Origin of the sequence: Flavobacterium commune (assembly GCF_001857965.1) — a bacterium.
Classification (GTDB): domain Bacteria; phylum Bacteroidota; class Bacteroidia; order Flavobacteriales; family Flavobacteriaceae; genus Flavobacterium; species Flavobacterium commune.
The window spans coordinates 1,838,358-1,862,465 of record NZ_CP017774.1 but is presented as its reverse complement, the minus strand read 5'-3'; the positions used below and the strand labels follow the sequence as shown (position 1 = coordinate 1,862,465).

Below are 24,108 nucleotides of genomic sequence, written 5' to 3'. Positions count from 1 at the left end.
TAACAAAACCTCGAACCATAACTTCAAAAAATAAACATTTATGAGTTATGCATCAAAAGCGAACTCTTAATTTAAAAAAATTAGAAATTAGAAGTTAAAGGTTAGAAGTAATGAGTTAGGCAGCAAATCCCAACTCATAACCCATAACTCATAACCCACAACTAGAAATATGCTAAAGCAATTCTTAAATTTAAAATTATCACAGAAATTATCTCCACAGCAAATTCAGCTGATGAAGTTAATTCAATTGCCTACGCAAGCCTTTGAACAACGTCTTTTAGAAGAAATGAATGAAAATCCAGCTTTAGAAACTGGAAAAGACGAAGAGGAATACGAAAAAGACGAATTTGAAAACGATGATTATGACGATTACGATGACTCTGAGAGCATTGATGCCGACGACATCAATATTGACGAATATCTAAGTGACGACGACACTCCTGATTATAAAACCCAGGCTAATAATTACAGTGACGACGATGAATCGCGCGAATCGCCACTAGCGGCACCTATCAGTTTTCATCAGGATTTAATCAATCAATTAAATACTTTTATTCTCGACGATCACGAAAGAGAGATTGCCGAATTTTTGGTGGGCAGTATTGATGACATGGGTTACATCCGCAGAAGCATTCCCGATATGGTAGATGATATGGCATTTACTCAGGGAATTTACACCGATGAATACATGGTAGAACGTATGTTGCAGGTCATTCACCAATTAGAACCTTCAGGTGTGGGCGCTCGCGATTTACAGGAATGTCTATTATTGCAACTAAAACACAAAACACCTACAGATTCGGTTGAATTAGCTGCAGACATTATCGAAAATCAATTTGATGCTTTTACCAAAAAACATTACGACAAACTCATCCAGAAATACAACGTTTCGAATGAGCAATTGAAAAAAGCGATTTACGAAATTGAAAAACTGAATCCAAAACCGGGAGGCGGTTTTACAGGAAACAATAAAATCACTGAAAATGTGGTTCCGGATTTTGCCATTCGAATTATTGATAATGAACTCGAACTAACCTTAAACGGTCGAAATGCACCTTCGTTACACGTTTCTAAGGATTATCAGGAAATGATGCAAACCTACAAGGCTTCAAGAGACAAATCGAATTCTCAAAAAGAAGCCGTTCAGTTTATCAAACAAAAACTAGATTCGGCCAAATGGTTCATCGATGCTATCAAACAACGCCAGGAAACATTGTTTGTAACCATGAACGCCATCATGCACTATCAGGAAGAATATTTCTTTGATGGTGACGAAACCAAGTTAAAACCAATGATTCTAAAAGACATTGCCGACATTGTAGGACTTGACATTTCTACAGTTTCCCGTGTGGCCAACAGCAAATATGTAGAAACGCCTTATGGTACAAAACTGATTAAGGAATTTTTCTCGGAAGCAATGAAAAACGACCAGGGTGAAGATGTTTCAACTTTGGAAATTAAAAAAATACTTCAGAATATTATTGAAGAAGAAGACAAGAAAAAACCACTTCCTGACGACCAACTAGCCGAATTATTAAAAGAAAAAGGCTATCCTATTGCCCGAAGAACTATTGCCAAATACCGCGAACAACTCGATATTCCGGTAGCAAGAATGCGAAAAAAGATATAACATTTTAATTTATTTCGAAAATAAGAAAGGCTGTTTCAAATTCATGAAACAGCCTTTTTCTATATAAAAAACAATCTATTATTCTTTCTTACTGTCAATAATAGCTCCAGTACCCGCACCAACACCAGCACCAGCCAAACCACCAATAATGGCACCTTCGCCTTTTTTCTTACTGATAATTGCTCCTGTTGCCGCACCTACTCCGGCACCAATAACAGCACCTTTAGCAGTACTACTCCATTTTTTCTTCTCCGGAGCCGGAGCCGCCTGAGTAGTTTGGTTAACAACCACTACTTCTTTCTCTTTAGCTGCTTGCTGTTTTTCCATTTCTATTTTCATGGAATCAATAGCCTTTTGTTTTACTATTTCCATTTTCATAGAATCAATACTCGCTTGTTTGATTGAATCGATAGTTGCCTGATTATCGTTCATTACGCCTTCTTTATCCGCTTTTTTACAAGAAATAATCATTAAAGAAGCTACTAATACATACATATATTTCATGACCTAAGATTTTAAATATTAATACTAAACAAAGATACACCCAACTCCTACCAAAATCTTTTATATGATTCTGCTTATTTTTTACAGAATTTTAATTTCATCTTCAGGAAAACCTTAATCTTCCTGACTTTTCTGCATGGCTTCAAAATATGCCGCACGACTTAAGGGCTCGTATTCCTCTGTTTCTCCTAACAAGACTAATTTATCATTGGCTGTTTTTCTGAAACTATAATGCGCCAAATTACCTGTTCGGGTACACACCGCATGAACCTTAGTTACATATTCGGCTGTTGCCATCAGAGCTGGCATGGGACCAAAAGGATTTCCTTTGAAATCCATGTCTAATCCGGCAACAATAACACGGATTCCCTGGTTAGCTAAATCATTGCAAACAGTCACAATTTCGTCATCAAAAAACTGGGCTTCGTCAATGCCTACTACATCACAGCCCTGAGCCAGAATAGCAATATTAGCTGCTGCGGGAACCGGTGTGGAACGAATTTCATTGGCATCATGGGAAACTACCATATCCTGATGGTAACGGGTATCGACTTCCGGTTTGAAAATTTCTACTTTTTGTTTGGCAAACTGTGCTCTTTTTAATCGACGAATCAATTCTTCCGTTTTACCCGAAAACATCGAACCGCAAATAACTTCAATCCAACCAAATTGCTCTTTATGATTTACTGTATTTTCGAGAAACATTTTGTATTTTTCTAACTTAAAAAATGAATAGTTTTTATTACTTTGTAAACTTATAAATCGACTTAAGATTTTATACTTTTACACATTCTCAAAAGTAGAAAATTTTTAGCAATTCGAAGGTTTATGACTGTTTTATTAAAAACAATCGTTTAAAGCCTTACGCTAGTAAATAAACTAAAAAGACATTAGCCAAAATACATACTATAATTTAACTATTATGAAAAAAAGATTAGAAGCCGATTTAATTAGCATTGCTCACAGAATTTTACAACTCAAAGATAAATCCGACATCAATCAATTGTATTTGGAAACCCAAAAACTCTACGAAAAACTCTCTGTTTTAAAATTTATAGACGAAAATTATGCAGATGTAAAACCTACAATTGGCAACTACAGCGAAATTGAAAAAGAAATTGAAAACATCTACGACAAAAAAGCTTCTCAAACAGTTGAAACTGAAATAACAGAAATTAACTTAGCCCCGGAAACTGAAATTGTGGAAACACCAGAAGAAGTTCAAGAAACAGTTGCTCCGGAAACCGAGATAGAAAACCCGGATGACGAAATTCCTTCCGAAGAAATAATTGCTATTGAAGAAGCCGAACTAGAAAATAACGAAGCTGATTTCCATGAAGAAGAACCTGAAATTGAAGACGAAGCTGAAATTGAAGACGAAGCTGAAATTGAAACTGAAGAGATTGACGAGAATACAGCCAAAGAAGAAGTAGAAATCCCTGAATTCAAAGCTGCATTTGAACTTGACAAAGAAGCTGAAACAGAAGAATTAGAAGAAGCTAAAAAACCGGAAGCTGTTCAAATCTCATTTGAAGATTTATTAGGATTAAGCTATAACGAACCTGAATTTGTAAAAGTGGACGAGGTAGCCGCTCCTCCTGCTAAAGATATTATTTTTGAAAAAATAGAAGAAGTTGAAGCTGCGGAAGAGGTTGGAAAAGAAATTGAAGAAACAGAAACTCCACTACAAAAAGAGATAGAAACTACTGAAAAATCAAGTCCAAAAACAGTTTCCCTAAATGAAAAATTCTCAAAAGGAATAGATATCGACTTAAATGATCGCATTGCATTTGTAAAACATCTTTTTGGCAACAGCAACGAAGATTACAACCGTGTAATGAATCAGTTAATTACCTATGATAATTTTTACGAAACAAAAAGTTTCATAGACGAAATGGTAAAACCAGATTACAATAACTGGGAAGGAAAAGAAGAATACGAAGAACGTTTTATGGAATTAATCGAAAAAAAATTCCTTTAAAAACACACAAACAGTAAATCACTGTTTAAAGTTTTAAAATTACTTATGTCAAAATTATATATCGTTCCCACGCCCATTGGAAATCTTGAAGACATGACTTTTAGAGCCATTAGAATTCTAAAAGAAGCCGACTTGATTCTTGCCGAAGACACACGTACCAGCGGAAAACTCTTAAAGCATTTCGAGATTAGCACCCACATGCACAGTCATCACATGCACAATGAGCACAAAACCATCGAAAATGTAATTTCCCGACTCAAAGCTGGCGAAAATATTGCACTCATTTCGGATGCCGGGACACCAGCCATTTCTGATCCTGGTTTTCTTTTAACGCGTGCCTGTGTCGAAAACGGAATTGCCGTAGAATGCCTTCCGGGCGCAACCGCTTTTGTCCCTGCCTTGGTCAATAGTGGCTTGCCAAATGATAAATTTGTTTTCGAAGGTTTTTTACCTGAGAAAAAAGGCCGTCAAACCCGATACTTAGAACTAGCCGAAGAAACCAGAACAATGATTCTATATGTTTCTCCGCATAAATTAGTAAAAACACTGGCTGAATTTGTAACATACTTTGGCGAAGACCGACAAATATGTGTTTCCAGAGAACTCTCTAAATTACACGAAGAAAACCGCCGGGGAACAGCAAAAGAAGTTTTGGCTCACTTTGAAAAAACAGCTCCACGTGGCGAAATTGTTATGGTTGTAGCTGGAAAAACCATCACTAAAGAAGCCAAGAAAAGTAAATTTTCGAAAGAAGAAAAAGAATAAATCTCGAACAGAATTATTTCTTTTTTAATTATAAGTCACCTTTATAAACGATGATATGAAGAAGAAAATTCCATTACAAATTTTAAAAACATTAGAACCATTTTTAAAAGAACATTCTTCAATGTTTGAAATCGTTCCACAAAATGAATATTTAATTAAGATTTTAGATAAAGATAAAAATTCAGATTTCTATTTTGTAATTGAAGATTTTAAAACTCAATCTACACTTTCTGTTTTAGTAAATCGTAAACCAGAAAATGATTCTACAACAAAAGTTATTAGAAAATGGACAACTATTGACTCGTTAAAAAATGATTTTCAAGATTGGTTAAATATCCTTCAAGGTTATGACAATGTCAAATCAATATTTGACGATGTTATTACGGAAGCTTTTGCAAATGATTATTATTCTGAATTTGAAATCATTGATGAAGATGCAGCTGTAAATCCACTTAAAATAAACCAAATACTTTTATTAGATCAGCATTTAGAAAACATTCAAAATAATATTGATAAATATAAAACTGAGGAAAATAAACTTGAGATAGAGAGCATTTTACATGAAGTAATTGAGTTGAGAGAAAACTTAACTAAAAAATCAAAAAAATGGGTAATTAAAAAGCTATCCTTTGTTTGGGCAAAAATATCTAAACAAGGACCTATTTTCATTAAAGATTTTTTGACAGAAGGAAATAAACACTTAATAAAAGAAAGTGTAAAATTTGTGTTTGAAAAGGGAATGGACTTATTAAATTAAATACAAAAATTATATTACGTACAAATAAAAAATCAGAAAATTAAATCATGAGCATACAAGCCTTTTTAGAAAAATTAAAAGAAACACCAGAAGCAATCACTTTTCCTGAAACTATAGCTGTAATCGAAGAAAATTATCTTTTTACTCCGACAGCTTTCCAAAATGGGAATACCCATAATGCAGCAGGAACCAATTCAGGTTCTTGTAAATTATTTGCTTTTGCCCAATTGCAAAACTTATCCAAAGACGAAACCTTAGCTTGTTTTGGTGCTTTTTATCGTGACGAAGTATTGGGAGATCCTGAAGGAACCAATCACCAAAATATCAGAAATTTTATGATTCACGGTTGGGACGGAATCCAGTTTGAAGGAACAGCTTTAGAATTAAAATAAAAAATATTTTAGATTTTAGAATGTAGATTTTAGATTTCTGCATTCTGAAATCTGAAATCTAAAATCTAAAATCAAATGCGTTGGACTCTTAAACCCAAACCTTCGGAAGACAAAATCAAACATTTGGCGCAAGCCTTAAACGTTGAAGATTTTGTTGCCCAATTGTTAGTACAACGCGGCATTGAAACTTTTGAAGAAGCCAAACATTTTTTTCGTCCTTCCTTAGAACATTTACACGATTCTTATCTAATGAAGGATATGGATAAGGCAATCGAAAGAATTGAAAACGCCATCGAAAACCAGGAACGCATTCTTGTTTTTGGGGATTATGATGTAGATGGGACAACAGCAGTTTCGCTTGTTTCTTCTTATTTAAAAAGTTTTTACCCCAATGTGGCCACTTATATTCCGGATCGTTATGACGAAGGTTATGGCGTTTCTTTTAAAGGAATTGACTTTGCTGATGACAATGGTTTTTCATTAATTATTGCACTAGATTGCGGTATTAAATCGATTGATCATGTGGCTTACGCCAAAGAGCGAAACATCGATTTCATTATTTGTGACCACCACCGCCCCGGAGATACTTTACCCGAAGCCGTTGCTGTTCTCGACCCAAAGAGAAACGATTGCAACTATCCTTATGATGAATTATGCGGTTGCGGAATTGGCTTTAAACTCATTCAGGCTTTGGGATTGAATAGAAATCAAACTATCGAAGATTTAGCTCCTTATTTGGATTTGGTTGCCACCGCCATTGCTGCCGATATTGTTCCAATGACTGGCGAAAACCGGGTATTGGCTTATTTTGGTTTGCAAGTCATCAACAACAATCCAAGACCGGGAATTAAAGCTTTGATTCATCAGGTAAAAAAACAAAAATTAGACATTACCGACGTTGTTTTTATAGTTGCACCCCGAATCAATGCCGCAGGACGCATCAAACACGGCAATCATGCAGTGGAATTGTTAAGCGAATTTAACTTTGAACAAGCGCAACAATTTGCTTCTGAAATTGAAAAATACAATGCCGACCGCAAAGATTTAGACAAGCACATTACCAAAGAAGCTTTTCAGCAAATTGAACAAAATCAGGAACAAAAACGTTTTACGACCGTAGTTTTTCAGGAAGACTGGCACAAAGGCGTTATCGGAATTGTAGCTTCCCGGTTAATCGAAACTTATTATCGTCCTACCTTGGTTTTTACCAAAAGTGGCGATAAATATGCTGCTTCAGCTCGCTCAGTAAAAGGATTTGATGTTTACAATGCGTTAGAAGCCTGTTCGGAACATTTAGAGCAATTTGGAGGACACATGTATGCCGCAGGAATGACTTTAAAGGCTGAAAAATATGCTGTTTTCAAAGAAGCTTTTGAAAAACAAGTGCAGGAAACCATCCATCCTGACCAACTAATCCCTGAAATAGAAATTGATGCCGAAATCAACTTTTCGGACATTACACCAAAACTCAGCCGAATCCTGAAACAATTCGAACCTTTTGGTCCTCAAAACATGACACCTGTTTTTTTAACCAAAAATGTTATCGATACTGGTTATGCTAAAAAACTGGGTGCAGAAGACGAACATTTGAAACTATTTGTAAAACAAAATAACTCCGAGGGCATTGCCGCTATAGGTTTTGGATTAGGGAACAAAATCGATTTAACCACCAATCAAAAAACATTTCAAATTGCTTATTGCATTGATGAAAATGAATGGAATGGTAAAGTTTCAACTCAATTACGATTAAAAAGCATTCAATAATGAATTCCAAAAAATTAGACAAAAAAGACCCTTACGCAGCCTTGCGTTACAAAGAATTTAATACTTTTTTATTGCTGCGCTTTGCTATGGTTTTTGCCTGGTCAATGCAATTTATCGTTATCGAATGGCAGGTTTACAGCATCACTAAAGATGCACTTTCACTAGGAATCATCGGCTTAATGGAAGTAATTCCGGCAGTTTCATTAGCTTTATTTGCTGGACATATCGTTGACCAAAAAGAGAAAAAAGGATTATTGATGAAATGTATTTTTGGCTTTTCAGTAATTAGCTTTGGACTTTTCCTGCTAACCTGGCCAGCCGTAGTCGAAGGATTTTCGAAACAAATTATATTGTATTCCATCTATTTTCTGGTTTTTTTAGGCGGATTAGTTAGAGCCTTTCTTGGACCAACTATTTTTTCTCTTTTGTCTCTAATTGTACCTAAAAAAGTCTATCCAAATGCAGCCACCTGGAGCAGTAGTGTTTGGCAAATTGGTTCGGTTGTAGGACCTGCTGTCGCTGGTTTTTCAATTACTTTAATGGGAGTTCATTGGTCGTTATGTCTGGTTTTTGCCTGTTCGATAATGGCCCTGTTAGCCTTGTCCCAAATAAGTGAAAAACCTATTTTAAATCCAAAAATTGGAGAGCCTGTAATGCAAAGTTTGACCGAAGGTATTAAATTTGTTTTCAATAATAAAACGGTTCTAGGGGCTATTACTCTGGATATGGTTGCAGTTCTCTTTGGAGGCGCCGTAGCCTTATTACCTATTTTTGCTCAGGACATTCTAAAAGTAGGACCGGAAGGTTTCGGATTCCTAAGAGCAGCACCAGCTGTCGGGGCGTTTTTAACTATGCTAATTACAGCTTATGTTCCTCTGAGTAAAAATGCAGGAATGAAATTATTGGGAGCCATTTTTGGTTTCGGAGTCTGTATTATTGTGTTTGGACTTTCTACCCTATTTTGGGTTTCCCTTTTTGCCTTATTCTTCAGTGGTGTTTTCGATGGTATTTCGGTAGTCATACGCCAAACCATTTTACAGATTAAAACTCCTGACAATATGCGCGGAAGAGTTTCGGCTGTAAATTCTATGTTTGTTGGTTCTTCAAATGAGTTGGGTGCTTTTGAAAGTGGATTGACTGCCCGATTGATGGGAACCGTAACAGCGGTTGTTTTTGGCGGAAGCATGACGCTTTTAGTGGTTTTAACTACCGGAATTATCTCTCCATCTTTTAGAAAGTTAGATTTGACTAAAGATATCGAAGAACATGAAAAAGAAGGATAAATAAAATCTCTAAAATTCTTTCTAACTTTATTATTTTTATTTAGAATTAATATAAATAAAATATTTATATTTGTTTCATACATTAGAAATTATGGAACAAATACACCAAATTTATTTAAATAGTCTGGGAATAGCTTTTTTTTGGGAAAAAGAAGAAGGAAACATTCCAAACAAAGTTCAATTGATATTCAAGGAAATAGGTTTGTTTTTCTCTATAACTGAGCTCCAAGAATTTGAATATTTAATCAATGAAAGTATTGCCAAAAACAGCTGCTGCGAAGGCTGCGCCTTAAGAAACAGCAATTGCAAATTTTTACTAAAAACACCCTTGTATCAAATTGATTTATCCGTTTCTATGGACGAATTGAATAAGATTAAAGATTTAGTAAACGGAACTTTGTTTAGAATAAATATGGAAAGTTATTTAAACGGAGAAGGTAAAAATTAATTTTCGAATGTCTTGATTTCGAAATTTTCTCCGTCAAAAACTCCATAGGTAAAGTACGAAATCCAATCACCCAGATTGACATAATCGGAGTTTTTACCTACTGAATGAATCATTGGTAAATGACGGTGACCAAAAACCAAATAATTATAATGTTTGGTTTCTAATTTTCGTTTGGCGTAAAGAATTAGCCATTCATTGTCTTCTCCTAAAAATTTAACGTCAGATTCTCCGGAAATCAATTTGTTCTTTACCGAAAGATATTGTGCCAAACGCACTCCAATATCCGGATGAAGCCACCTGAAAAGCCATTTAGAAAATGGATTGGTAAACACTTTTTTCATGCGTTTGTATCCTAAATCGCCTGGACCTTTTCCGTCTCCGTGCCCTATAAGAAAGGTTTTTCCGTTAAAACTGAACTCTTTATTATCGTGAAAAACCGGAATATTCAATTCTTTTTCAAAATAATCATTCATCCATAAATCATGATTTCCAACGAAGAAATAAATTGGAATTCCGCTGTCGCGAATTTCGGCCAGTTTCCCTAAAACACGTACAAAACCCTTTGGAACTACGGTTTTGTATTCAAACCAAAAATCGAATAAATCACCTAAAAGAAAAATGGCTTCGGCATCTTTTTTCACTTCGTCAAGCCAGGCAACGAATTTCTGTTCTCTGGGAAAACTCGATTCGGCTGTTGGCGCTCCAAAATGTTGGTCAGAAGCAAAATAGACTTTTTTCATTTAGATAAACTTGGAATTTGGAATTTAAAAAATTGGAATTTCTACAAATTATCACTCGCAAACCATTCTGCAAACGAAGATTCTGTTTCCTGCAATTTTAAGGAGAAAAGCGTAATTCTTTCAGGCAATCTTCTGATTATTCTTTCTGCAAAATCAACTACCATATTTTCACTGGTAGGCTGGTAATCCACTAAAATTACGTGATGTCCACGGTTTTTTAATTCCTGAGCCAACTCTACGTGAGGAGTTGTTTCGTTAAAAACAGTCGCATGATCAAACTGATCTACAATTTCTTCTTTGACGATTTTTTTTAAATCCGAAAAATCGATTACCATTCCGAATTTCACATCATTACGGTTTGTAATTGGTTTTCCAATAACCGTTACAGACAATTTATAACTATGACCATGTACGTTTTTACACTTTCCGTCGTAGCCGTATAAGGCATGACCTGTTTCGAAACTAAATTGTTTTGTAATTCTGATATTACTCATCGTGGATTTATTTTGAGTGCAAATTTAAGGAATTGATATGAGAAATGACTTGCCTTCTATGAACTTATGCAGATTGCAAAATATAAGCTTTTGACTTTTTAAACCATTTAGAAATTAAGAATCATTTAGAAATACATCTTCTATGAACTTATACTATTACAAAAACTGATCTTTTAATTAAGAATAAAACTTAAATGACTTATATGGTAAATCAATTATTTACGTTTAAATTGTTCCAAAGCATTTCTAGTAAAATCAGACATAACCAATTTTCCCGTAATTGCGGCTCTTCCCAACAAAAGTGATTCCCAATTTTCAGTTCCTTCCCAAATCACTTTCTTCATTTCCAATAAAGCATCAGGATTATAGGAAGCTAATTTGAAAGCAAAATCGACAATAGCATTATCTAATAATTCTGGAGTTTCAAAAACGGCAGCATACAATCCTTTTTCTTGTGCCCAAGCTGCCGATTTCCATTCGTGAGCGGCTAAAGTCATTTCGGTCATCGCTGTTTTCCCTATTTTTCTACTCACGGCTGGTTCAATCACAAAAGGACCAATTCCAATGGCTAATTCCGATAATTTAATCGAAGCATTTGCTGTTGCAAAAACATAATCGCAGGCTGCTGCAATGCCCACTCCTCCTCCAACTGCTTTTCCATGAATACGTCCGATAATCAGTTTAGAACAACAACGCATCGCATTAATTAAATAAGCAAATCCGGAAAAAAACTCCAATCCTTCTTCGGGATTTGAAACAGCCAAAAGCTCATCAAAAGAAGCACCTGCACAAAAAGCAGCCGTTCCCTGACTCTTTAAAACAATTACATTAACAGTGTCATTATCACTTAATTTATTGATTTCGGAAGTCAACAAGTCTAATAACGAACGAGGAAAAGAATTACTTGCCGGATGTCCAAACTCGACCGTAGCAATATTATTTTCGATTATTGTTATTAACGAACCATTAGAATTTTGCATATCCATTGAATAGTTTTTAGGTAAAGTTAAAAATATTCGACAGAAAGAATACTTTTTTCAAAAGTTGTTTTTTTAATCCTATAAAATGCTATATTTGCGACTCTATTGGGGGATTAGCTCATTTGGCTAGAGCGCTACGCTGGCAGCGTAGAGGCGACCGGTTCGAATCCGGTATTCTCCACAAAGACTCAAACATTTATTGTTTGGGTCTTTTTCATTTCTACTCTTATGTTTTACACTTATATCATTTATTCAAAGACAATCGACAAATTTTACGTTGGTTCTTGTCAGGATATACAAGCACGTCTTCAAGACCATTTAAACAGCAGAAGTAAATACACAAAACAAACAAAAGATTGGGTTTTAAAATATTCCGAAAATTTCCAATCAAGAGCTGAAGCAGTTCGGCGAGAATTAGAAATCAAGAAAAAGAAAAGCAGAAAACATATTGAATATCTCATATTGAGCAACTCAATTACCTAGAGCGTCCCGAAAGCATTCGGGAAGGCGACCGGTTCGAATCCGGTATTCTCCACAAGTAAAAACCGTCTCGTTTTTTTAGAACGAGACGGTTTTTTACTTTCTGAAAAATTCAAAAATCGCTATTTAATTTCAATAACACTAATGGCATATCCACCCCCAGGAGCAGAAAACTGAGACAACTTAGACTTATTATTCACTTTTATTTTTCGAATATTATAAGCCTGTGGATTAGTTTTATAATGCGCATCTTTTGCGTCAGCATAAATAGTAGCTTCATATTTTTTTCCTTTTTCAAGGAAATCGAATGTAATGTTTGAAACACGAGCCGTTTCGCCGTTTACATTTCCAATGAACCAATTGTTAGTTCCTTTGGCTTTTCTGGCAACACTAATATATTCACCCGGTTCAGCTTCTAAATATTTACTGTCACTCCAGTCTATTGCTACATCCTTAATAAACTGAAAAGCATCTGCAAAGCGCATATAATTTTCTGGTAAGTCGGCTGCCATTTGTAGCGGACTATACATAGTTACATACAATGCCAGTTGATTAGCCAACGTACTGTTTAAGTGCGAAGTATTGCCTGGATTTAATTTACTAATATCCATTTCAAAAATACCCGGAGTATAATCCATTGGTCCACCAATCAAACGAGTGAATGGTAAAATGGTAACGTGATTTGGTTTAGACCCACCAAAAGCCTGGTATTCGGTTCCTCTTGCCGATTCGTTTCCAATTAAATTTGGGTAGGTTCTACAAATTCCTGTTGGTCGGATTGCTTCGTGCGCATTGACCATAATTTTGTAATCGGCTGCTTTTTCAATAGCATATTGATAATGGTTTACAGTCCATTGATTGTAGTGATTTTCACCACGCGGAAGAATTGGCCCTACATAACCACTTTTTACAGCATCATAGCCATTGTCTTTCATAAACTGATACGCTTTATCCATGTGACGCTCATAATTGCGGGTAGAACCTGAAGTTTCATGGTGCATAATCATTTTCACGCCTTTAGATTTTGCATAATCACGAATCCCTTTTACATCAAAATCCGGATAAGGAGTTACAAAATCAAAAACATAATCTTTAAATTGACCAAACCAATCTTCCCAACCTTCATTCCAGCCTTCTACTAAAACTGCATCAAATCCGTGAGTAGCTGCAAAATCAATGTATTTTTTCACATTAGCAGTATTGGCTCCGTGTTTGCCATTTGGTTTGGATTTATCATAATTAGTTACTCCTAATTGTACTGTTGAAAAATCATCAGTATAAGCCCAAGAACTTTTTCCGGTAATCATTTCCCACCAAACACCAACATATTTAACCGGTTTTATCCAAGAAGTATCTTCAATTTTACAGGGATCATTCAAATTCAAAGTCATTTTTGAAGACAAAATTTCGGTAGCATTATCACTAACCATAATTGTTCTCCATGGCGAATGATCCGGTGCCTGCATGTAACCTTTGTCTCCATTAGCATCAGGTGTTAACCAGGATTCAAAAATCATGTTTTTATCATCCAGATTCAGGTGCATACAGGAATAATTAATTAAGGCAGCTTCGTGTAAATTAATATACAGTCCATCGGCTGTTTTCATCATCAAAGACGTTTGTACTCCGGTAGGCGAAAATGTTTTTTGAGATACATTTTCGGTAGTTGCTTTTGTTGTTAAACCTCTAATTTCGGATAATTTTGAAGTGGTATAATCGTATTCCTGAGTATCATAATCTCCCGGTAACCAAAAAGCAGTATGATTTCCTGCCATAGCAAATTGGGAGCGCTCTTCTTTGATTACAAAATAAGTCAGATTCTTTTGCGCAGGAAATTCATAACGAAATCCAAGTCCGTCATCAAACAAACGAAAACGAATAATCAATTGTCTTTCGCTCACTTTTTGATTTAAGGTTACCACTAATTCGTTATAATGATTACGAATAGAAGCTACTTCGCCCCACACTGGTTTCCAAACTTCATCAAACGTACTGGTCTTTGTATCTGAAATTGTAAAATCGTTCAATAATGATTTAGCATCATTTTTTAGTTCTAATCCTAATTTACTTGGTTTTACAACAACTTTTCCTTTGTAATTTAAACTGTAAACAGGCGTACCATCACTTTGCAGAGAAAACTCCATTTGGAATTTTTGATCAGGTGATTTTAACTGCTGCGCAAAAGTGGTATGAACTAATGCAAAACAGCACAGCATTAATAAATAAAAATTTTTCATTTGGTTATATTAATAGATTAATAATTTGCTTAAAAAAGCATTCGATAACCAAATTTATATTGATTTTATCCGACTAATTTTTATTGATAAAAAATGGTAGTCAAAAACAATACAAAAACACCATAACTTACTGATTTACATACAAATATATAGTTTTAAAAGAATCAAAAAAGTAGTAAATCTGTAGTTTAAAAATCAACTTTTATAGTCAAAAAATGAAGATAAACCTAAGTAAAAAAAGTAAATTACTTATTTGTTGATTCTATACGCATCACATTTGCCTCAAATTCATCACGAGGTCCTAAAGCCTTATTTCTTAATTTAGTTCTATAATTATAAATAGTTGATAATGAATAACGTAAAAACTCCGCTATTTTCACACTGTCTGAAATCCCTAAACGAATCAACGCAAAAATTCGCAACTCGGTATTCATCAATTCGCCTTGTTTTAACTTAATATCCTCATTGTCAACCAGCAAATTATTGAAATCTTCAATAAAGTTAGGAAAAAGTAATAAGAAAGTCTTATCAAAGTTGTGATAAAAATCTTTTAATTCTTCCTCAATAAATTCTTTTGATTTTATCACTTTTACCAATTCGGCTGTTTTTCCACTGCTGACAATAACATTTAATTTTCGACGGTATTCGTCTAATTTACTAATGTAAACCGAACATTGATCCATATAGCGACCGATGTAAATTTCTTTTACCAAATTAGCTTCCTTCAATGTATTATTGGTTTCATTCAACTTTTCGTTAAAAAGATGCAATTCATTATTAAGTGCAACTAACTGAGCATTTGTAGAACTAATTTCCTGTTTAGCTTTGGATAATTTTTTCATTTGTTTGAACAACAAAAACAAAACAACCATTAAGAACAACGATAAAATACTGGCACTCACCAAAAACGTAATTAATTGATTGCGATTAGTATCATTTTGTTTTTGATAAGCATCATTAATGATGGGCATCATCTTCGAAATTTCGTAGGTTCTTAAACGTGCATTACAAAAAAGCGCATCGTCCAGTGAACGTTTGATATATTTATAAGCACGATCAATATCACCTTCTTTGTACATCATAAACGCTAACGAACGAAGAGAAATGTATTCTTTTTTCTCTAATTGCAAATCGGATATTGCCGAAAGAATCAACCATTTTTTTTCCTGTTGCAAGTCTTTTTTTCGAAAATAAGTTTGCGAAATGATATAAGCCACAACCGCTTTATCAGTATTATTATCATCCATTTTAGAGAAATAATTTTCTAATAAGCGAATTGTTTCATCGTATTTTCCTTTTTCAAAAAGTTTATTAGCCTGAGTAATAAAATAGGAATTTGAACCCACAGCATCGGACTGAAAGGTCGAATCGCGGTACTTCATCGTCAACAAATCGTATTTCTCTTTCTCCTGATTTGAAGCAGCATATTCGGCCATATTAAGGTAAATAGAGCTATTCACACCATAATACAAACTCTTAATTTCGGGAGTGGATTTAATGTCAAAACGGTACAATATATCAGTAGCTTCTTTGTACATCCCCAAGGTTCCCATGATAGAAGCCAGATTTATCTTTGCCGTATTTATCTTAGTTAAATCTTTTAAAGTATTGGCAACCGCCAGACTTTTTCTGGCATAGTTTAAGGCTGAATCCGATTGATAAAACTTAAACTCAGTAAACAACTTTTCATAAATTTCATATTTATGAACCTCTGTAGAAGTCAGTTTCAACAGACTGCGCAGTTTATTAATTTCGGCTTCTTTTTTATCATGATATAATTCACTTTTGTCTATAACAGCATCTAACTCTTTTAATAATGAGTCTATTCCAGCTTGAGAAAAAAGAAATAATGGAAAAAAAATAACAAGGATTGAAGTCCAAAATTTAAACATTGCAGTGATTTTAGTTTTATGTTAAATTAAAACTAATTTATTAAATATTCCTTATTTTAATGCTTTTTTTAAGTCAAAAAAAATAGTATTTATAAAAAAGCCAATCTATATTATCTAAAAATATAAGACACACTAATAGAACCATAAAAATAACCGATGTTTCTGTAGAATTTTAGTTCTTTCCCTCTGTAAACAAAAGCATAGGAAAGATTCAAATTCTTTCGGCGATACCTTAAACCTGTTTCGGCATTAAAACGAAAAGGAATAATATCAAAAGTAACCGGACTGTTATCATTAAAAAGACTTCCCTGAATGGTGGCATCATAAAATTGATAATTAACTGTAGGCAAAACATAGAAATACAATTCGCTATCTAATAAACCATTGGCTTTATTTAGTGAAGCTCCGTAAAAATTGGAATCCGAAAAAGGAACTAATTTTTTTATCCCGATTCTGCCAACAAATCCGGTTGAAAGTGATGTAAATATGGTTCCTAACTTTGCTTCCGATTGCCATCTAAAATCGATTGTTTTACTCTTCAGAGCATTAAAAACTGGCTTAGAAAACATAAAATAAGTTTGTATTCCCAGCGTATTTTTAATTTGATAATCCCATTCTTCAAAAGCGGTATAATCAAATAATTTATGTGTTTCTGATTGAATTTTGTCAGCAAAAGAATTTGGCCCTACGTACCCCAGTTGAATGTGTTTTTTAAACACAGACTGATTGGCATAAAAATTAGTACTGGCAAATTCCCCAAAAAGATAACCCGCAAAAGGCCTGTCAAACATTTGCTCTTCATCTTTATAAATAAACCGGGGGCTGTACATATACTGTCCTATCCTTATTTCATTGATTTTTTTTAAAAGTTGAGGCTTTTCCTTTTTAGACAAATACCGATAAAAAATTTCTAAACCATTGGTATAATACTGATCGTTTTTAGAAGAAGTATATAAATCATTATCGGTAACAACACCTATTTCAACCGCAGTATGCTGCCCCGATACCACCACCGAAAACAGAAAGAACATATTGAAAAAAAGTACTGTTATTAGTCGCATCTAATATTCAATTTTTCCAACGGTACGCATCACACGCATAATTTTATCTTTTCTTCGATTGATATAAGAAGACGAACTGGTTGCAGTATATTTTCTGGGATTTGGCAAGATAGCAGCAATTCCGGCTGCCTGTTTTCGCGTTAAATTGGCAGCATCTTTTCGATACCAATGTTCTGCGGCGGCCTGAGCTCCATAAACGCCATTACCCATTTCTATACTATTAAGATACACTTCCATAATGCGTTCTTTTCCCCAAATCAACTCAATCAAAACCGTAAAATACGCCTCTAAACCTTTCCTTATATAGCTTCGGCCCTGCCACAGAAATACATTTTTGGCCGTTTGCTGTGAAATGGTACTTCCGCCTTTTATTCTTCGACCTCTTTCGTTGTTTTTATAAGCTTTTTGCATGGCTCTAAAATCAAAACCATTATGTGTTAAAAACAAACCGTCTTCGCTGGCAATAACTGCTTTTTGTAAATTGACTGAAATATTCTCTAAAGGTTCCCAGTCATGACTAAAATAAACCGGTTTACCAGCCACTTTATTTTCTATTGCGCGGATAACCATCAAGGGAGTAAATGGCACCGGAACAAATTTAAAAAAGACAACAGAAAACAAAGAAAGTCCAATAAACCATAGAATTATTTTGAACAAAAACACTCTCAATCGAGCCATAAAACCTTGAGATTGTTTTTTTACGGGTCTTTTACCTGAGGAATTGGAAGTGATTTTTGTTGCCATTTATCTGTACTCTTAATGCTATTTTCTTTAAAAGATTTTAAAACCCTAACACTCAAAATCGATTAGAATTTTATAAAAAGTAAAATTACTTTTTTTAGCTAATCATCCAATAGATTTATCTTTATTTCTAATTCATTTTAAATTAAGTTAAAAAAAATCTGTTGCCATTAAATTAAACTATTTTTATACTCCCAAAACAATAGTAGCTCAAAAACAATGACACAACATAGAATGACAGCCCATTTGCTATGGCAATTAGGAAGAATAACAGCACTTGGATTTTGTAAAGACAAACAAAATATTGTTTACAAAGTCAGCACCCCTTCGGTTGAAGAAAACAAACAAAACACAAAACATTATTATATTCCAATAGAAGGCGGAAATCCCATTGAAATTGAAAAAACCGATGGCATTTTAGTAAACAAAAATCAATCTCCTGATGGTAAATACCTGCTTTCGCATCAGGAAGTAAAATTACAGAATGTTTTAGGTAAAGATTTTTATCCTGAATTAGAAAAAGCCGAAGTTCAAATTTATGATTCCTTGAATTACCGCCACTGGGACACTTGGAACGAAGGCAAATTCAATCATGTTTTTTATAAAGAAAATAAAGAAGATGCTACGCAAATTGACATCATGAAAGACGAACTTTTTGATTGTCCACAAAAACCTTTTGGTGATGATGAAGATTACATTTGGTCGCCCGACAGTAAAAGCATTCTTTATGTATCAAAGAAAAAAACAGGCACCGAATATGCTATTTCTACTAATAGTAACATTTTTCAATACGAACTGGCAACAGCAAAAACCACTAATCTTACCGAAGAAAATTTAGGTTATGATGTTGCTCCGCAATTTTCAAAATCAGGAATTTTGGCTTGGTTACAAATGCATCGCGATGGTTACGAAGCCGATAAAAATGACATTATAATTCTTTTTCAAGGAATAAAAACCAACCTCACTGCACACTGGGACGGAACTGTGGATAGTTTTATTTGGAGCGAAGACAGTCAAAAGATTTACTTTATTGCTCCAATTGATGGCACCAAACAATTATTTGAAATTCATTTGCCCGAACTTACGAAGATGCTGCCTCAAATAAATCAAATTACCGATGGATACTTTGACATTACTAAACTTATTGGTTTAAACAACAATAAAATTCTCGTTTCCAGAGAAGACACCAACCATGCAGCAGAAATTTTCTCTTATGATTTAATGGAGAAAAATTGGCAACAATTAACCAATATCAACACAGAAATTTATCAGTCTTTAGCTTTAAGCAAAACCGAAAAAAGATACGTAACTACCACCGACGGAAAGAAAATGTTGGTTTGGGTAATTTTCCCGCCTGATTTCGATGCTTCTAAAAAATACCCCACCTTACTTTATTGCCAGGGTGGGCCGCAATCTGCCTTGAGCCAATTTTATTCATTCAGATGGAATTTTCAATTAATGGCGGCCAATGATTATATTATTGTAGCGCCTAACCGCCGTGGAATGCCGGGTCACGGAGTAGAATGGAACGAACAAATCAGTAAAGACTGGGGCGGTCAGGTTATGAACGATTATCTTTCGGCTATTGATGATGTTTCCAAAGAATCTTATGTTGATTCTAACCGATTGGGCTGTATTGGAGCGAGTTACGGCGGTTATTCTGCTTTTTATTTGGCTGGAATACATCAAAATCGTTTCAAAACTTTCATTGCTCACGATGGCGTTTTTAATACCCAAAGTATGTTTGGAACTACTGAAGAAATATTCTTCAACAACTGGGATTTTGGCGGAGCTTACTGGGAAAAAGACAATGCTGTTGCTCAAAAAGCCTACAACGAATTCAATCCGATAAATTTAATCAACAACTGGAATACGCCTATATTGATTATTCAGGGAGGAAAAGATTTCCGAGTTCCTATTGGTCAGGCTCAGGAAGCCTTTCAGGCAGCACAATTACGCGGGATTAAAAGTCGTTTTCTCTATTTTCCTGACGAAAACCATTGGGTTCTCAACCCGCAAAATGCACAGGTTTGGCAAAAAGAATTCTTTAAATGGCTGAAAGAAACTTTATAAAACCAGAAATTCAGAATTAAAAATGAGCAACAAAAACAGTAATATTCCTGTAAAAGTATTTATCAGTTACATTCTACTTGTGGCACTTGTAACCAGTGTGGGCTGGATTTTGTATTCTGAAAACAGGGATTATTCAAAAATTGAAAACAAAATTGCTTTCGAAAAAAACAAGGTGCTAAAAATAAGCCAACTCTTTTCGAATGTATATAAAACGGAGAATTTAGCCCGAAAAACCATTCAATCTAATTCAGAAACCGACTATAAAAACTACATTCAGGAAACCGATTCTTTGCAAAAGAGAATTGGCTCCTTAAAAAAAACACTTTCGAGTGACTATCAAATCAAATTATTAGATAGTGTAATGATTTTGCTTACCGAAAAAACGCAAAATATTAAACAACTCAAAGCCATAAAAAACAAAACTTCTGATGAAGCTTCAGTTAACGAAGCCATCGAAGAACTAACCCAATTGGAATTTTCGCTTAGCAAATTAAAACTGGAAGATTTCACCAAAAACCCCGAAAATCTGAGCCCTTACCAACGCAAAGTTTTACAAAACTACGTTGACTATCTCAATCAGAATATTCCTGATGACACCAGCAATACGCTAACAAAAAAAGAAACCGATTCTATTTTAGCCGCTTCTAAACGATTGCTTAGTAAAGTAAAACTCGAAACCGAAAAGAAAAAAGAATCCTTAAATATCCAGGAAAGCAAGTTACTTACTAATGAACTTTTAATTTCAGATCAACTTAGAAAAGTACTACGAATTATCGAGCAGGAAATCCTGACTTCATCAATAAAAAACAACACCGAAAAAGAAAAATCACTAAAAAAAATCAATCAGATTGTAACTTATGCCGCCATTTTAGGTTTATTGCTCACTGTTTTTTTCTCGGTACTAATTGCCAATGATTTTTCGAAAACACAGCTGTATAAAAAACAACTCGAAATTGCCAATTTTAAAACTCAAAACCTATTAAAAAGCAGGGAACAACTTATTTCGACCGTTAGTCACGACCTAAAAACCCCATTAAGTACCATTGTGGGTTATGCTGAACTTTTAGGTAATTCAACCTTAAGCAGTAAACAATCCTATTTTACCAATAACATCAAAAACTCTTCGGAATACATTTCCAGATTAGTTCAGGATTTATTAGACTTTTCGCAAATAGAAGCCGGAAAAATCAACTTAGAAAGAAAGCCTTTTTCATTAGCCGAAACCATTAAAGAAGTAGCGAAAAACATTCAATCGGTTTACCCGCAGAAAGACATTGAACTTATAATTGTAATAGACCAAAAACTCAATAAACCTATCATAGGTGATGCTTTCAGGCTCAAACAACTTTTAATAAATATTATTGGCAATGCCTATAAATTTACTACTGAAGGCTATATAAAAATAGATGCGAAGTTAAATTCAGATCAGAATAAAGCATTTATAAGCATTGAAGACTCAGGCATTGGAATAGAGAAATCCAGTCAGGAATTAATCTTTGAAGAATTTGCCCAGGCAAACGAAACCATCGAAAAAAATTATGGTGGCACAGGTCTGGGATTAGCTATATCTAAAAAAATAGCTGCTCTTTTAGATGGAGAATTGTATTTGAAAAACAGCTCTAAAAAAGGAAGTTGTTTTGAAATTGAATTGGCTATAACTTTTGATACACAAAAAGAAACTCATAAACCAGCAACTTCAATTTATACACCCTCACTAACTGATAAAACCATAGTGGTAGTAGATGATGATCCCGATTTATTACAACTTACCACCGAAGTTTTAAAACAACATTACAGGGTTATTTCTTTTTCTAATGCCGAACAGGCCTTACAAAGCCTAAATTCTGAATATTTTGACCTGCTGATTACCGATATTCAAATGCCAATAAAGGACGGTTTTGAATTTATCAAAGAATTACAAAAGAAGAAAAACTACAACTATAACAACCAACCTTTGATTGCTGTAACCGGAAGAACCGATTTAAAAGATGAAATATATAGCCAGGCAGGATTTATTGCCGTACTTAAAAAACCCTTTACTCCTAGCATTCTCCTGCAAACCATAGATGCCGTTTTTAATAAAACATCGCTGCCTATTCAAGAAACTGCGGTTACAGCTATTACAAATCAAGAGAAACTTTTCTCTCTTGATTCTTTAAAATTATTTTTAAAGAACGACAAAGACGCATTAAAAACGGTAGTACAATCTTTTATAAACTCTACTAATTCGAATCTTTTTATTCTTGAAAACACTATTCAAACTTTAGAACATGAAAAAATAAAAGAAGTAGCTCATAAAATGGCCCCTATGTTCAAACAAATTGAAGCTACTGAAATTGCCGCAATTCTAAAAAAACTAGAATCGGAAGAATACAACGAAACCGAATTAACAACTCTGTTTTTAGATTTAAAATCTAAAGTTAGAAGCTTATTAATTATCCTTGAGGATAGCATTTAATTAATATCGTACAATTTTAATTTATTGTACAAGGTCTTTCGGGTAATTTTGAGCAATTTTGCCGCTTCCGATTTGTTATTTTTTGTTTTAGCCAAAGCATTTTCTATGGCTTCTTTTTCATTTTCGGATAATGAAAACTGCTCTGCTTTCAATTCGTTTTGATTAAAAAACTCTAAAGGCAAAACACTACTTTCAATAAAATCGCCCTGAGTCAACAGAGTAGCCCGTTTTACACAGTTTTGTAATTCCCTTAAATTTCCAGGCCAGGAATAATTTTGAAAAATCGTCACCACTTCCTTAGAAAAACCAATAACATCTTTATGTAACTGCACATTGGCTTTATCCAGAAAAAATTCTGCAAAAAGAATTAGATCTTCTTCTCTTTCAGTAAGCGAAGGCGAATGAATAGAAAATTCATTTATTCGGTGGTATAAGTCTTCTCTGAAATCACCATTTTTGACTGCTTCGCGCAAATCTTCATTGGTCGCCGTAATTATTCGAATATCAACTTCAATTTCTTTATTACTCCCCACGGGTTTTATTTTTCTTTCCTGCAGTGCACGCAATAATTGAATTTGGTTTTCATACGACAGATTTCCTATTTCATCCAGAAAAAGAGTTCCACCATTGGCAGCTTCAAAATAACCTGTCTTATCTGAAATTGCTCCGGTAAAAGAACCTTTTAAATGTCCAAAAAATTCACTTGCAGCTAATTCTTTTGGTATAGCACCACAATCGACCGCTATAAAATTATTCTGTTTTCTACGGCTTTGTTGATGTATACTTTTAGCAATTATTTCTTTTCCTGTTCCGCTTTCGCCAATGATTAAAACCGACATATCAGTTGGACTTACTAACTTGATGTGTTCAGATAATTTCTTAGAAGCTGCCGAAATTCCCTGAACATATCCGCTCGCGGCAACTTCTTTAACTACTTTATCATTTTTCTTTTGGGGAATAGTTGTTGTTTTTTCTGAAACTAATGCATTGCTGATAACGGCTAAAACTTCGTCAGGATTAAAAGGTTTCGAAATATAATCAGAAGCCCCATTTTTTATGGCTTTTACGGCTGTACTCACCTCCGAATAACCTGTCATCAAAATCACAGGAATGGCAGGATAATCGGTTTTAATCTCAGTCAACAAATCAATTCCATCGGCATCCGGCAAACGCAAATCGGTCAAAATCAAATCGAAATTTTCTTTTTGAATTGCCAATCGTGCTTCGGCAGCCGAAAAACTTAGATTAACGGTATAAGCATTTTTGCTTAGAAACTTTTCTAATAATTTGCAAAACGAAATATCATCTTCAACAATTAAAATCTTCGACATTAGACAGGCACTTTTTATGCTAAATTAAGTCTTATATAATTGGATTTTCATAAAATTATGCAAAAAAAAGAGGTTGTAAACCACAACCTCTTTTTCC

Annotated in this window: 21 protein-coding genes and 1 tRNA gene; 12 read left to right on the top strand and 10 right to left on the bottom strand. The window is 34.3% G+C overall.

Annotated features, from left to right (window positions below; all coding sequences use genetic code 11):
• Positions 1–169: 169 nt before the first annotated feature.
• Positions 170–1,630: an RNA polymerase factor sigma-54 gene (rpoN, locus tag BIW12_RS07760; RefSeq protein WP_071184598.1), complete on the top strand. Its 1,461-nt coding sequence runs from the start codon at positions 170–172 to the stop codon at positions 1,628–1,630.
• 78 nt (positions 1,631–1,708) lie between these two features.
• On the opposite strand, the gene BIW12_RS07755 is transcribed toward rpoN, so the two are convergent.
• Positions 1,709–2,134, bottom strand: coding sequence for a YMGG-like glycine zipper-containing protein (locus BIW12_RS07755; RefSeq protein ID WP_071184597.1), 426 nt, complete (start codon positions 2,132–2,134; stop codon positions 1,709–1,711).
• Positions 2,135–2,248: 114 nt separating this feature from the next.
• Entirely contained in the window at positions 2,249–2,839 is a 591-nt protein-coding gene (locus BIW12_RS07750; RefSeq protein ID WP_071184596.1) for a thymidine kinase, read from the bottom strand.
• Between the two features lie 217 nt (positions 2,840–3,056).
• On the opposite strand from BIW12_RS07750, the gene BIW12_RS07745 reads away from it, so the two are divergent.
• From BIW12_RS07745 to BIW12_RS07715, 7 genes are all read left to right on the top strand, one after another.
• Positions 3,057–4,115 carry a hypothetical protein gene (locus BIW12_RS07745; protein WP_071184595.1) on the top strand — a complete coding sequence of 353 codons (1,059 nt, stop codon included), beginning with the start codon at positions 3,057–3,059 and terminating at the stop codon, positions 4,113–4,115.
• Positions 4,116–4,160: 45 nt separating this feature from the next.
• Positions 4,161–4,880, top strand: a complete 720-nt coding sequence (gene rsmI, locus BIW12_RS07740; RefSeq protein ID WP_071184594.1) for a 16S rRNA (cytidine(1402)-2'-O)-methyltransferase — start codon at positions 4,161–4,163, stop codon at positions 4,878–4,880.
• 55 nt (positions 4,881–4,935) lie between these two features.
• Positions 4,936–5,637 carry a hypothetical protein gene (locus tag BIW12_RS07735; protein WP_071184593.1) on the top strand — a complete coding sequence of 234 codons (702 nt, stop codon included), beginning with the start codon at positions 4,936–4,938 and terminating at the stop codon, positions 5,635–5,637.
• A 47-nt stretch (positions 5,638–5,684) separates the two neighbouring features.
• A complete protein-coding gene (locus BIW12_RS07730) occupies positions 5,685–6,029 on the top strand; it encodes a HopJ type III effector protein (protein ID WP_071184592.1) in 345 nt (114 codons plus the stop codon).
• Between the two features lie 75 nt (positions 6,030–6,104).
• A complete protein-coding gene (gene recJ, locus BIW12_RS07725) occupies positions 6,105–7,793 on the top strand; it encodes a single-stranded-DNA-specific exonuclease RecJ (protein WP_071184591.1) in 1,689 nt (562 codons plus the stop codon).
• A complete protein-coding gene (locus tag BIW12_RS07720; protein ID WP_071184590.1) occupies positions 7,793–9,076 on the top strand; it encodes an MFS transporter in 1,284 nt (427 codons plus the stop codon). Before recJ ends, BIW12_RS07720 begins: the two co-directional genes overlap by 1 nt.
• 91 nt (positions 9,077–9,167) lie before the next feature.
• Positions 9,168–9,524, top strand: a complete 357-nt coding sequence (locus BIW12_RS07715) for a hypothetical protein (RefSeq protein ID WP_071184589.1) — start codon at positions 9,168–9,170, stop codon at positions 9,522–9,524.
• On the opposite strand, the gene BIW12_RS07710 is transcribed toward BIW12_RS07715, so the two are convergent.
• From BIW12_RS07710 to BIW12_RS07700, 3 genes are all read right to left on the bottom strand, one after another.
• A complete protein-coding gene (locus BIW12_RS07710; protein WP_071184588.1) occupies positions 9,521–10,264 on the bottom strand; it encodes a UDP-2,3-diacylglucosamine diphosphatase in 744 nt (247 codons plus the stop codon). The two genes, BIW12_RS07715 and BIW12_RS07710, sit on opposite strands and share 4 nt — an antisense overlap.
• A 41-nt stretch (positions 10,265–10,305) precedes the next feature.
• A complete protein-coding gene (locus tag BIW12_RS07705; RefSeq protein ID WP_071184587.1) occupies positions 10,306–10,758 on the bottom strand; it encodes a 6-pyruvoyl trahydropterin synthase family protein in 453 nt (150 codons plus the stop codon).
• Positions 10,759–10,973: 215 nt separating this feature from the next.
• Positions 10,974–11,744, bottom strand: a complete 771-nt coding sequence (locus BIW12_RS07700) for an enoyl-CoA hydratase/isomerase family protein (protein WP_071184586.1) — start codon at positions 11,742–11,744, stop codon at positions 10,974–10,976.
• Positions 11,745–11,845: 101 nt separating this feature from the next.
• Here BIW12_RS07700 and BIW12_RS07695 point away from each other — a divergent pair.
• Together BIW12_RS07695 and BIW12_RS07690 are read left to right on the top strand one after the other, a co-directional pair.
• Positions 11,846–11,919: transfer RNA gene (locus BIW12_RS07695), tRNA-Ala, on the top strand.
• Between the two features lie 47 nt (positions 11,920–11,966).
• Positions 11,967–12,221, top strand: coding sequence for a GIY-YIG nuclease family protein (locus BIW12_RS07690; RefSeq protein WP_071184585.1), 255 nt, complete (start codon positions 11,967–11,969; stop codon positions 12,219–12,221).
• A gap of 119 nt (positions 12,222–12,340) precedes the next feature.
• On the opposite strand, the gene BIW12_RS07685 is transcribed toward BIW12_RS07690, so the two are convergent.
• From BIW12_RS07685 to mtgA, 4 genes are all read right to left on the bottom strand, one after another.
• Positions 12,341–14,455 (bottom strand): glycoside hydrolase family 97 protein, encoded by a 2,115-nt coding sequence (locus BIW12_RS07685; RefSeq protein ID WP_071184584.1) that lies wholly within the window; start codon positions 14,453–14,455, stop codon positions 12,341–12,343.
• A gap of 245 nt (positions 14,456–14,700) precedes the next feature.
• Complete coding sequence (locus BIW12_RS07680; protein ID WP_071184583.1) at positions 14,701–16,347, bottom strand: DUF6377 domain-containing protein; 1,647 nt, start codon at positions 16,345–16,347, stop codon at positions 14,701–14,703.
• A 110-nt stretch (positions 16,348–16,457) separates the two neighbouring features.
• Positions 16,458–17,408, bottom strand: a complete 951-nt coding sequence (locus BIW12_RS07675; protein WP_071184582.1) for a lipid A deacylase LpxR family protein — start codon at positions 17,406–17,408, stop codon at positions 16,458–16,460.
• A complete protein-coding gene (gene mtgA / locus BIW12_RS07670; protein ID WP_071184581.1) occupies positions 17,409–18,152 on the bottom strand; it encodes a monofunctional biosynthetic peptidoglycan transglycosylase in 744 nt (247 codons plus the stop codon). It abuts the gene before it with no gap.
• Positions 18,153–18,368: 216 nt separating this feature from the next.
• On the opposite strand from mtgA, the gene BIW12_RS07665 reads away from it, so the two are divergent.
• The gene (locus tag BIW12_RS07665; protein ID WP_071184580.1) at positions 18,369–20,222 is read left to right on the top strand and encodes a S9 family peptidase; all 1,854 of its coding nucleotides are present in this window, start codon (positions 18,369–18,371) and stop codon (positions 20,220–20,222) included.
• A 22-nt stretch (positions 20,223–20,244) separates the two neighbouring features.
• Positions 20,245–22,680 carry an ATP-binding response regulator gene (locus tag BIW12_RS07660; RefSeq protein ID WP_071184579.1) on the top strand — a complete coding sequence of 812 codons (2,436 nt, stop codon included), beginning with the start codon at positions 20,245–20,247 and terminating at the stop codon, positions 22,678–22,680.
• Here the strand turns inward: BIW12_RS07660 and BIW12_RS07655 are convergent.
• Positions 22,677–24,011, bottom strand: a complete 1,335-nt coding sequence (locus BIW12_RS07655; RefSeq protein WP_071184578.1) for a sigma-54-dependent transcriptional regulator — start codon at positions 24,009–24,011, stop codon at positions 22,677–22,679. The two genes, BIW12_RS07660 and BIW12_RS07655, sit on opposite strands and share 4 nt — an antisense overlap.
• Between the last annotated feature and the right edge of the window lie 97 nt (positions 24,012–24,108).